The 10,592-nt window shown below is 36.3% G+C and carries 13 protein-coding genes and 1 pseudogene; 7 read left to right on the top strand and 7 right to left on the bottom strand.

Annotation, left to right across the window (positions count from 1 at the left end; all coding sequences use genetic code 11):
- Both AVJ19_RS02670 and AVJ19_RS02665 read left to right on the top strand, forming a co-directional pair.
- A pseudogene (locus AVJ19_RS02670) lies at positions 1 to 884 on the top strand (hypothetical protein); the annotation flags it as partial.
- Positions 885 to 1,437: 553 nt separating this feature from the next.
- Positions 1,438 to 1,818 carry a DUF805 domain-containing protein gene (locus AVJ19_RS02665; RefSeq protein ID WP_111858260.1) on the top strand — a complete coding sequence of 127 codons (381 nt, stop codon included), beginning with the start codon at positions 1,438 to 1,440 and terminating at the stop codon, positions 1,816 to 1,818.
- A 60-nt stretch (positions 1,819 to 1,878) separates the two neighbouring features.
- On the opposite strand, the gene lysM is transcribed toward AVJ19_RS02665, so the two are convergent.
- From lysM to AVJ19_RS02635, 6 genes are all read right to left on the bottom strand, one after another.
- The gene (gene lysM / locus AVJ19_RS02660) at positions 1,879 to 2,352 is read right to left on the bottom strand and encodes a peptidoglycan-binding protein LysM (RefSeq protein WP_111858259.1); all 474 of its coding nucleotides are present in this window, start codon (positions 2,350 to 2,352) and stop codon (positions 1,879 to 1,881) included.
- A 206-nt stretch (positions 2,353 to 2,558) separates the two neighbouring features.
- Positions 2,559 to 2,795: an acyl carrier protein gene (acpP, locus tag AVJ19_RS02655; RefSeq protein WP_065994154.1), complete on the bottom strand. Its 237-nt coding sequence runs from the start codon at positions 2,793 to 2,795 to the stop codon at positions 2,559 to 2,561.
- An 86-nt stretch (positions 2,796 to 2,881) separates the two neighbouring features.
- The gene (gene fabG / locus AVJ19_RS02650; RefSeq protein WP_111858258.1) at positions 2,882 to 3,616 is read right to left on the bottom strand and encodes a 3-oxoacyl-ACP reductase FabG; all 735 of its coding nucleotides are present in this window, start codon (positions 3,614 to 3,616) and stop codon (positions 2,882 to 2,884) included.
- Positions 3,613 to 4,599 carry an ACP S-malonyltransferase gene (gene fabD / locus AVJ19_RS02645; RefSeq protein ID WP_111858257.1) on the bottom strand — a complete coding sequence of 329 codons (987 nt, stop codon included), beginning with the start codon at positions 4,597 to 4,599 and terminating at the stop codon, positions 3,613 to 3,615. Before fabD ends, fabG begins: the two co-directional genes overlap by 4 nt.
- A 159-nt stretch (positions 4,600 to 4,758) precedes the next feature.
- Positions 4,759 to 4,944: a 50S ribosomal protein L32 gene (gene rpmF, locus AVJ19_RS02640; RefSeq protein ID WP_004723964.1), complete on the bottom strand. Its 186-nt coding sequence runs from the start codon at positions 4,942 to 4,944 to the stop codon at positions 4,759 to 4,761.
- 75 nt (positions 4,945 to 5,019) lie between these two features.
- The gene (locus AVJ19_RS02635) at positions 5,020 to 5,583 is read right to left on the bottom strand and encodes a YceD family protein (RefSeq protein WP_111858256.1); all 564 of its coding nucleotides are present in this window, start codon (positions 5,581 to 5,583) and stop codon (positions 5,020 to 5,022) included.
- Between the two features lie 97 nt (positions 5,584 to 5,680).
- Between AVJ19_RS02635 and AVJ19_RS02630 the strand changes: the two genes are divergently transcribed.
- The 3 genes from AVJ19_RS02630 (at position 5,681) to AVJ19_RS02620 (ending at position 8,113) form a co-directional block, all read left to right on the top strand.
- Positions 5,681 to 6,343, top strand: a complete 663-nt coding sequence (locus AVJ19_RS02630; protein ID WP_111858255.1) for an elongation factor P hydroxylase — start codon at positions 5,681 to 5,683, stop codon at positions 6,341 to 6,343.
- Between the two features lie 82 nt (positions 6,344 to 6,425).
- A complete protein-coding gene (locus AVJ19_RS02625; RefSeq protein WP_111858271.1) occupies positions 6,426 to 7,043 on the top strand; it encodes an L-threonylcarbamoyladenylate synthase in 618 nt (205 codons plus the stop codon).
- A 320-nt stretch (positions 7,044 to 7,363) separates the two neighbouring features.
- Complete coding sequence (locus tag AVJ19_RS02620) at positions 7,364 to 8,113, top strand: hypothetical protein (RefSeq protein WP_111858254.1); 750 nt, start codon at positions 7,364 to 7,366, stop codon at positions 8,111 to 8,113.
- 25 nt (positions 8,114 to 8,138) lie between these two features.
- Here the strand turns inward: AVJ19_RS02620 and AVJ19_RS02615 are convergent, their stop codons facing one another.
- A complete protein-coding gene (locus AVJ19_RS02615; protein WP_111858253.1) occupies positions 8,139 to 8,855 on the bottom strand; it encodes a GNAT family N-acetyltransferase in 717 nt (238 codons plus the stop codon).
- 311 nt (positions 8,856 to 9,166) lie between these two features.
- Between AVJ19_RS02615 and AVJ19_RS02610 the strand changes: the two genes are divergently transcribed.
- Positions 9,167 to 9,958 (top strand): segregation and condensation protein A, encoded by a 792-nt coding sequence (locus tag AVJ19_RS02610; RefSeq protein WP_111858252.1) that lies wholly within the window; start codon positions 9,167 to 9,169, stop codon positions 9,956 to 9,958.
- Positions 9,955 to 10,557: an SMC-Scp complex subunit ScpB gene (scpB, locus tag AVJ19_RS02605; protein WP_111858251.1), complete on the top strand. Its 603-nt coding sequence runs from the start codon at positions 9,955 to 9,957 to the stop codon at positions 10,555 to 10,557. The genes AVJ19_RS02610 and scpB overlap by 4 nt, the downstream gene beginning before the upstream one ends.
- Positions 10,558 to 10,592: the final 35 nt, after the last annotated feature.

The raw sequence follows: 10,592 nt of genomic DNA, 5'->3' as shown, positions 1-10,592 counted from the left end.
AACTTGACATTAATATGCATACAACTCGCAACTTTTTAAAAACACCTACAATTCCTACTACGAAAAAGTATCTTAACCACTATACAAAGTTTTGTTTATCTAAAGACTTCGTAAAAGACTTTAATAGTAAATACATTTTCTTAGGATCTTTAGCAAAAATACTTAATGTTACTCCTTGTAATTTAAAAGATAAAATTTATAACTTAAATATTAAACCAATCATTAACGATAATTTTTATCCTACTTATTATTCTAGAGATGAGGTTAAACATCTAAGTAAATCTATGATCGAAGATATAACAGTTTTTAAAAATAATTTTGGTCGTAAGAAAAAAGGTACTATATCTAAGCATCAAAGTAAAAATTATATTAACTTAAATGCAGCAGCCAAACTTCTTGGTATTTCTTCCTTACAGACAGCACAACTAATTCAATACGATTGGCTTGAGGTAGAAGATAAAGAAGTACGCCCCTACCGTATACCTAGAAGAAGTATTGATGAGTTGATACAACAAAAGAATGATCCTACTTATGTAGATATAGACGAGGTACTTAAAACTCTTAACTGCACATTTAATCAATTACAGAAAAATTGGATCATGTCAGGTTTCCTTACTCTAAGACATATTGGCTATTGGCGTTCCTTTCCAAAATGGGAATTCGATCATGTGGTCGAGCTTCATAAAGAGTTTTTTACAGCCTCGGAAGCTAATAACTTTCTAGGTATGCATCGAACTCATATTACTAATTTAACAGCTCGTGGATTGATAAAGCCGATATTTTACGGTAATAAAAATTACTCAATTAGATTATTCAAAAGAAAGGATGTTGAAAAATTAATGAAAGCTGGTTATGGTAATCAAATTAACCAAAAAAAATCTTAACTTATGTGTCAGAGACTCTCAAAAACTCTTAACTTATTTGTCAAAACCTTGTTAAGATTGAATGTCAAAAGAACTAAGAAACATTTGATTTAATTAAGTAAATTAATCTCACACTATCTGTCATTTAACGCCGTCACGCGACGCATAAAATGTCATGTGTTGACCACATCTAATGTCATTCCATAAAAATAGAGCCAAATGGCTCTATTTTTATTTCGGTATTTTATCTGTCTTCTATTTTTGATTTCTAACAAACCTCTGAACAAATCCCCCCTCCCCAAAAGCCACCTTATTATCAACATACATCACACCTCTAAAAAATCTGCCTAAATTACAAGAAACTTAAAATATTTGATAAATTTAAATATTTTTTTTATTTTTTCAATCTAATGAATTTTATTTTTAAATTACACAAAAACAATAAATATATTATTAAATGAAACTTAAATTTCATCATCAATTGCATTTAAAATAAGCAAATTATGTTGTTAAATTTAACAACATATAAAACATGAAAAAATTTAATAACATTGAAAAGTAAGTGAGAAAAATAATGTCAAATGGCTTAAAATCTGAAGATCAATACAATCCTCTAGATTGGTTTATCAAATGCTTGAAAAATTATGCGAATTTTTCAGGTCGTGCACGCCGTAAAGAATATTGGTTTTTTGTGTTAATTCAATTCGTTGTATTAATCATCGCTGGCGTATTAGATGGTGTCATTTTCAAACGCCCATTTGTTTTCTACTTCATTGCAGCACTCGGCCTCTTTATCCCATCACTTGCAGTTGCAGTACGCCGCATGCATGACATCGGTAAAACAGGCTGGTTATTATTAATCAGTTGTATTCCATTGATTGGATTGATTGTGATCTATTGGTTAGCGAGTAATACTTCACCTGAAACAAATAAATGGGGACAACCTGCAAAATAATTCAAATATACATAAAAAAGGCGCATTGAATATTCATGCGCCTTTTCTCTTACTCAAATATTATGCAGGAATACGTAATACTTGACCTGGGAAGATATCATCCGCATTTTTTAACAAAGGACGATTTGCTTCAAAAATTTTATTGTACTGATTTGCATCACCATAAAATTCTTTCGAAATTTTAGATAAATTATCACCTGATTTAACAGTATAAAACTTACTTTCAGGCTCTGGTGTTGCAACTGTAAGTTGATCATCTACTTGTGCAACATGATCAATATTTCCAACAGCCAAAATGATTTTTTCTTTATCTGCTTGAGTTTGTACTTGACCTCTTACAGTCGCTAAATCTGAAGCACCATTATAAGACACTGACAACCCTGTTACAGGCAAACCTAAAGCTTTGATATGACCCAATAATTTATTGGCAATTTCTTGTGCAGATGGTTCAGCAGGTGTTGCTGGTGCAGCTTGTGGCTCAGCAGGCGCTGTATTTTTTTTACCGATACCTTTTACAAAATCAAAAAGACCCATTATGTTTCTCCGTATAAATTTAAGTTTTATCTAATCAAGGGTTATAAAAATTCGCACTCTATTTTTATAACTAAAAATATACTGAAATTGGTTGTCATTGGTGATAGAAACGTAACGATATGTAACCAATGTTTTTGATTTATAAATAAAAAAGCCACCATAAAGGTGCTTAATCGCTGATGATGACTCATCAAGCATTCAACACATTAACCAAGTTTTTTAGTTACATAGTCAATAGCTGATTGAACAGTTGTGATTTCGTTTGAATCTTCATCAGGAATCGTGATGTCAAAGTCATTTTCGAAAGACATTACAAGTTCAACTAAGTCTAAAGAGTCAGCACCTAAGTCATCCATAAAAGATGCTTCGTTTTTGATCTCTTCAGCTTTCATACCTAATTGTTCTGCAACAGCTTGTTTAATGCGTTGTTCGATATCGCTCACAGGAATTCTCCTCATTGCTTGTGGCGGCTTTTGATTGCCGATAGTTTAATTGAATATTGGATTTTTTCAAAGTTAATACATGACATTTAAGCCATGTATAAACCACCATTTACATGTAATACTGTACCCGTGATGTAACTTGCACGCTCTGAAGCTAAAAAGCTCACCGCATTTGCGATGTCTTGTGGCTCACCAAAACGATTTAACGCTACTTGATCACTCATTTTTTTGCGAATATCTTCACTTAACTGTTCAGTCATTTCTGTTGCAATAAAGCCTGGTGCAATACAGTTTACTGTGATTTGGCGGCTACCCATCTCTTTTGCAAGGCTACGGCTAAATGCCTCAATACCAGCCTTTGCAGCAGAATAGTTTGCCTGTCCTGGATTTGCAAAGTGTGCAACCACAGAACTAATATTAATAATGCGACCAAAGCGTGCTTTAGTCATACCTTTTAAGACACGTTTAGATAAACGGAAAACTGCTTTAAGATGGATATTTAAAATATCATCCCAATCCGCTTCTGACATACGCAGTAACAAATTATCTTTGGTAATCCCTGCATTATTAACCAATACCATCACTGAACCATATTTTTGTTCAATGTCTGATACCAAGGCATCAATCGCATCACCATCACGTACATCTAAAACTGCGCCTACACCATTTTCAGCAAATGTTGCTGTTAATTTTTCTGCGCCAGCTTCAGAAGTCGCTGTCCCTACAACAAAATAACCATCTAAAATAAGTTGCTGAGCAATGGCTGCACCAATTCCTCTGCTTGCGCCTGTCACTAATGCGACTTTGCGTTCTTGTGTCATGCAATTTTTCCTTCTGCCACTAAAATGGCATTCAGTGCATCTTCCATGCGAGTTTGTGTATCAATTGGGAATGCTTTTTCAATATTCGGTAAACGCTTTGCAAGATTTGCTAATACATTACCTGGACCACACTCAACAACATACTGAATACCTTGATCTTGCAGATATTGCATAGTCTTGGTCCATTGTACTGACTGATACAATTGAGCAGTTAATGCTTGACGTAAAATCGTGACATCACTTGCAATTGCTGCATTGACATTTTGTATTACAGGAATACTTGGTAGCTCAATGGCAGTTTGTTCCAAAGCTTGTGCAAACTGTTCTGCTGCAGGCTTCATCAAAGAACAATGCGAAGGAACTGATACAGGAAGCGCAATCGCTTTACCACCATTCTCTTTCGCAGCCGCCATCACAGCATCAACTAAAGTTTTATCACCCGCAATAACCACTTGCCCCTGAGCATTGTAATTTGCAGCTTCAACAGAACCACGACCTTGAATATTGGCTTGTTCGCAAAGTTCTAATACTTTTGCATCTTCCAAACTAAGGATCGCAGCCATCGCTCCCTGACCTTGCGGTACAGCCGATTGCATCAATTGACCACGTAAATGAACTAATTTCACTGCATCCGCCAATGAAATTGCATTTCCTGCCACCAATGCACTGTATTCACCCAGTGAATGTCCTGCTAGGTATTTCGGTGCAACACCACCCAAATCCAACCATACACGCCACATTGCAATACTGGCTGTCAACAAAACAGGCTGCGTATTTTCTGTTTGATTTAAACCCTCACCACTTTGGGCAATATTCCACAAGTCAAAACCAACAGCCTCTGAAGCTTCTGCAAATGTTTCTGTCACTACAGTAAACTGTTCTGCAAGTTCAGCGAGCATACCTACTTTTTGTGAGCCTTGACCAGGAAACAAAAATGCAGTTTTTGTTGCTTGAGCTGCTTGCTCCAGTTGTTTAGCAGACATATAAAAGTCCTTTCTTCATACTTAGCTCGTTTCCGATGCGGCAATTTAACACTAAAAAAATAAAAATTTAATTGCCAAATACAACAAAAAACGCAAGACAAAAAAAGGGAGCATAATGCTCCCAATTTTTCACCAAGCTTTCGCTTAATGCATCAACAATTATTCAGCATCAGCTGCTTTAGCGAATAATTGACGACCACGGTAGAAACCATCTTTAGTCACGTGGTGACGACGATGAGTTTCACCTGTAGTTTGGTCTACAGTTAATGCATTCTCGGTTAAAGCGTCATGTGAACGGCGCATGTCACGGCGAGAGCGACTTTTACGGTTTTGCTGAACGGCCATGATGGCTCCTTACAAAGATCGAAAAAATGGATCAGAACAATTCGGTTGTCTTAACTAAATAGTATAACACAAAAATTAGTTAAGTTTACCCTTTAAACCTGCTAAAACATCAAACGGATTATCCCGTTTTTCTTCAACAATGTCCTGATCGACTGGCTGATGTTTATGCTCACAAGCATCATGCTTAGGAGACATTGGCATCAACGTTATCAATTCATCTTCTATTAGAGAAAGTAAATCCGCAGTTGCAGGGGTATTACTTGCATAATCACCCTGTTTTGTGGCTTCACTTTCGCCTAAGACGATGTAATCAGCATCCTCATCCAAGCGCTCTATCAGTGACTCATCATCGATTAAGGCAATATGAAAATCTGAAACAAGTTCAATTTCAACAGGTTCCAAACAACGTTGGCACTCCATTAAAACTTTTGTTTCAGCATGTCCATCTAACCATACAATGCGATGATAGGCATCCATTGATAGTGTACAGTCTATATTGACCAATTGATCATCAATTGATCCAACAGCTTCACGAGCAATACGAACACAGCGAGACAATGGCAGTGTACCTGACCATGTAAAGCCCTGTTCAGCCCATTTAAACGGCTCAATCTGTGCCGGAAAGGTTTTTGCTGACATAATTAAGGCGGCAATTCTACAAATTCATCGGTACTCTGTCAAAGATTAAGATACAATTTTGTACTTATTTAGACAGATCTTTTAGGTAATTCAAGTTATGCAACAGTTGCAGCCGCAACCTGAAGTCAAAACGTCATTACAGTTAAACACTTCTTCGACCTTAAATTGTGCTGAAAAATCAAACACTGTGCAACGTTTACAGTGGCATGATTTAAATACAGAAGCGCAACAAGTCGATTGGCTTATCTTACACTTTAATCAGTGGTTTTCCCACCTAAATGTACAACTTGTTCGTGGTGACTTTGAACCTGAGTATTTTCCTGCGACAGATCAAGTGCCTGCACGGATCCAATTTGCTCATGGTTATTTTAATAGTGCCTTACATGAAATCAGTCATTGGACTATTGCTGGTGAACAACGTCGTTTATTGCCTGACCTTGGTTATTGGTATGCACCTGATGGGCGTACTGCTGAGCAACAAGCCTTATTTGAACAGGTTGAAATCAAACCACAAGCAATTGAATGGTTATTTGCAAAAGCTTTTGGACGAAAATTTCGTGTGTCCTTAGACAATCTCACAGGTGAAAGTGGCGATGGTGCAATATTTAAAGATCAAGTTTTTGCTCAAGTACAGCGTTATTTTTCAGGGGAAGCACAACTGCCACGTGATGCAAAATGCTTCATAGAATGCATCTGCACAAGTATACGAAGTGGCAAAACATTACAAATTGCCGAATTTCAGCGTGAAATGCTTGATTAATTTACATAAATCAACATAGTGACATTGCAACTGTGCTTTTAAGCAAGTGATAATGAATGAAAAATATTCAGGAGAGAAAAATATGCTGCATTTAAGAGTTCATCCTGACAATCCTCAGCCACGTTTAATTAGCCAAGCTGTGGAGCGTATTCGTGCAGGTGATGTTGTGGTCTATCCAACCGATGCAGCTTATGCAATTGGCTGTCAGATTGGAAATAAAAATGCGATGGAACGTATTGCTCAAATTCGTGGCTTAGGTCCAAAGCATCAATATGCCATTATCTGTGCAGATTTATCAGACATTGCCACCTATGCCAAAGTCGACAATGCCATGTATCGCCTACTTAAAGCGAATACTCCTGCAGTAACCACTTATATTCTACCTGCAACCAGTGAAGTGCCACGTCGTTTGATGCATGCGAAAAAGAAAACCATAGGTTTACGTGTACCAAGCAACGCTGTTTGCCAAATGTTATTGAAAGAATTAGGTGAACCTTTACTGACCAGTACCTTGATTTTACCCAATCAAGATCAGCCTTTAGATGATCCTTTCGACATCGAACAACAACTGGAAAAACGGATTGATGTTTTTATTGATAGTGGTTTAGGTACATTAACCACCACCAGTATTGTTGATTTATCAGGGGCTAATCCTGAAATTATCCGCCGTGGTGTTGGGGATGTGAGTGCTTTTGAATAAGATTTTTTTATTAATATTCAAAATCTTATATTAAAAATCATTGGTATTTACAATCAAATGCTGAAGTGATTCAACATGAAAAATATTATTCACCAATATAAGAATATTTTTTAGAGGTTTGTATTGTTTTAGAGATCTTGGAAGAAATGGAAGCATCTAATTTGTGTATTCAAAATCAATACTGAACAAACATTGAATATGCAATTTATGATGCTTAATGATTTAAAAAGTTAATTTTATTAAAACAACATATTAGAAAAAATATACCATATGATTTAAAATCCACTCCTAACAAATATTCTAAATCTAAAAATAGCCCAATGAATAAAGTAGAAGCAGAAATTCAACACCTTAGCCATATCATCCAATTTGGTATTCATCAGCAAAATGTAAGTCTAGACATAGATCTTTTAGCAGATAAACTCACAGGGCAAATTCCTCGAGGTGCAGACGCACCGACTTTTTCAGCACGTAAAAATATGATCAATGCTCAAATTTTTATGAAATGTATACAATTTTTCTTTGCTGCAATTATCGCATTTTTAGTCGCTTTGGTTTTTATTTGGTTGAGTTGGGGAGAATTACAAAAATCGAATATTGAGCCAATGTTTATCGGTATTGCGCTTGTTGCTATAGCAATTACTGTATTTTCTACTTTAAAATTTAAATATTACTTTCAAGTTTTTAATGCCATTCGTAAAGTTATACAAGTGCAAGCTGATCCTGAACGTCGACAAATAGATGCTGATGAAAATTTCTTAACGCAACAATTTTCTACGCAAAGACGAAATACTCGCTTCATTGGTCTATTCATTACCCTACTCAGTGCTGTTCTTCTCACTTATATCTTCATGACTGCACCACAAAATCTGATCAAACTCGCCTTTGTATTACCGTTTATGTTGATGCTCGGTATTGGCATCATGATTCATCCAATTTCCAAAGCAGAAAATATGTATCTTTATGGTACAACACAAATGCCTTGGAAATATTTTCCAACAGCTTTAAAAGTCTGCACAATTCTAGGTGTTGTATTTTGTATTTTAATGTTGGCTTGGTTTGAAATTTAAGTCCTTTAAATACTGAAGGCTTTCATCATCCTCGAGTCTGTAAACGCTCTTTTTGCTGCCCATTCTCATCAAAATTTTCAGGGCTTAGCCAGTCCTCATAATTTTTTTGAATTGCTTGCCATTCTTCATCTAACATCGAAAACCAAGCCGTGTTGCGATTATTGCCTTTGGAAATGCGGTCTTGTCGAAAAGTCCCTTCATACTGAAAACCAAAACGTAATGCAGCATCCTGAGATGGTTCATTTAAATCATCACATTTCCACTCTACTCGTCTAAATCCTTGCTCAAAGCATGCTTTTAAAAGTAAATAAATCGTTTCTGTTGCTGCAATACTGCGTTTCATTTGATGTGAAAAATACACATTACCAATTTCAATCACACCATGCGCTGCTCGTTCGTTCATTAATGCAACCCAACCCAAAATCTTCCCTTCAACTTCGATCAAAAAATGTTGCGTATCAGCAAAACCAAAATTTTTCTTCAACGCTTGCTCTAGTTGTATTTGAAAGCTAAATGCCACATAAGGTAAATACGTCCAACATGCATGATTCGGCTCACTTTCCATCGCTTGCCATAAATAGGAAAATGCTGCTGTTTGTAAAATATCATGTTGCATAGGAATCAAACTTACAGATCGCCCCTTTAAGTGACTTGATTGAAAAGCTTGAGGGAGATCACTTGTAACTTTTTTACCAATTTTTTGTCCAAATTCATTAACTTGGTGTTTTTGATAGTTCAGCATTTTGATTATTTATAGTCATACATGAAAGAATAATATGCCCGTTTTTTGCTATTTTCTCTAGTAAAATTCTGCCTAATTGTTTAACAAAAAAAGCCTGAGCATTATCACGTAAGAAAATATTCCCTATTTATTTTCAGGTTTTTTTCACATTTCTACACAATAGTAATTTATTCCCATGACTTTTTAATTTAGAATACGGCTACTTCTATATTCAATGCTATTCGAATATCACTTCACATCTCCTATTCTTGAAAAGTGATCTCCCGAATCGCCTAACATGCCTTTGAAAATTCGCGTGGCTAAAAACGGTAATGACTCAATCAGTCTATAACTCAATGGAAAGCATTCCACAAATTCGAGTACTCGATGAGTGGCAAGATTCGATCCCTGAGGATTTATACATTCCACCTGCTGCATTCGAAATTTTGTTAGATCATTTCGAAGGACCACTCGACTTTCTCATTTACCTGATTCAAAAAAATGGTTTTGATTTGCTTCAGTTAGACATTGCACCAATCGCAAGTCAATATTTGTCGTATATGGACAGCATGAAGTCATTAAATATTGAACTTACCGCAGACTATATGGTGATGGCTGCGCTATTGGCAGATTTGAAATCTCGTTTATTATTGCCAAAACCAAAAACTGTAACGCTAGAAAAAGATCCTAAACAAGCATTAATAGACCGTTTAGAAACTTATTTAAGAATTAAAAAAGCTGCTGAGCGTTTAGGGCAAATGCCTGTGTTTGAACGTGATATTTTCCCAACAAATGTTTCTATCGGACAAACAGCAACAGTATATGAAGGCTATGCAGCTGAAATGCTGCGTGATGCTTTATACTGTATTTTTAATCGTCCTGAACCTGTCATCCATAAAATTGAGCATGAACCTGTTTTACTTGAGGAACGCATTGCTTATATTGAAAATATGATTACATCAGGGCAAGTTTTGAGTTTTGAAAGCCTGCTTTTGCCCACCCAAGGTCGTATGGGCATGGTCGTCACTTTTATGGCAGTATTGGAACTGACTCGCCAACAGAAAATACAGATTATTTCTAGTGGACTTGATGCGCCGCTTGCAATTCAAGGAGCTGCCGCATGACCATTGATCAACATAATGTATTTAATGTCGATGGCTCTCAACACGATCATCATCATGAAGTTTTGATGCAAATGGAAGCAATTATTTTTGCTAGTGATGCACCTGTGTCGATTGCTCGTTTAAAAGAAGCTTTTCAAAATCAATACTCAAAGCAACAACTGCAAAATTATTTGCAACAATTGTCTGTTTTACAACATGGTCGTTCGATTGAATTAGTCGAAGTTGCACAAGGCTACCGCTTTCAAGTGCGTGCCAAATATCGCAATATTATTAGCCAAGTTTGGCCAGAACGCCCAACCAAATTATCCCCGTCACTGTTAGAAACCATTTCAGTGATTGCTTATCATCAGCCCGTAACCCGAGCTGATATTGAGCAAATTCGTGGAGTGACAAATAATAGTCAGCTACTCCGTACTTTATTTGAATGGAACTGGATTAAAGAATCTGGTTTTCGTGAACTCCCAGGAAGACCTGCGTTGTTAGTCACAACGCCACAGTTTTTAAATGCTTTTGGTCTAGCGTCATTAGGTCAATTGCCTCCCCTACAGGATGCCAAGGAAGCTTTTATGGCATTGGATGCGCAAGCACCAAAGTCGTAAATAGGCACACTGTTGATTATTATTTCTAAGGTTAT

This window comes from Acinetobacter sp. CFCC 10889 (genome assembly GCF_003268395.1).
Taxonomy (GTDB): Bacteria; Pseudomonadota; Gammaproteobacteria; order Pseudomonadales; family Moraxellaceae; genus Acinetobacter.
The sequence above is the reverse complement of the archived record's forward strand: the minus strand, read 5'-3'. Positions and strand labels throughout refer to the sequence as shown.